Annotated in this window: 1 protein-coding gene; it reads right to left on the bottom strand. The window is 72.5% G+C overall.

Annotation, left to right across the window (positions count from 1 at the left end):
* A partial coding sequence (locus ACLF6P_RS30195; RefSeq protein WP_415954626.1) for a condensation domain-containing protein occupies positions 1 to 204 on the bottom strand: 204 nt, incomplete at both ends.

Below are 204 nucleotides of genomic sequence, written 5' to 3'. Positions count from 1 at the left end.
CCACGGTTCCCACGGGGATGTCCGTGCCCGCGCCGAGCCGGGACAGGACCGCTGCCAGAGCCGCGTGCAGCACCATGAACGGGGTGGTGCCGGTCCGAGCGGCGAGCGCGGTCAACTCGCGGTGGACGTCTGCAGGGATACGGAAGTCGACCGTGTCGCCGGTGTGGGTGGCGAGGGCGGGTCGGGGGTGGTCGAGGGGGAGTT

Source organism: Streptomyces lothianensis (assembly GCF_047779955.1).
GTDB lineage: Bacteria > Actinomycetota > Actinomycetes > Streptomycetales > Streptomycetaceae > Streptomyces.
This window is presented reverse-complemented; position numbering and strand designations above follow the sequence as displayed.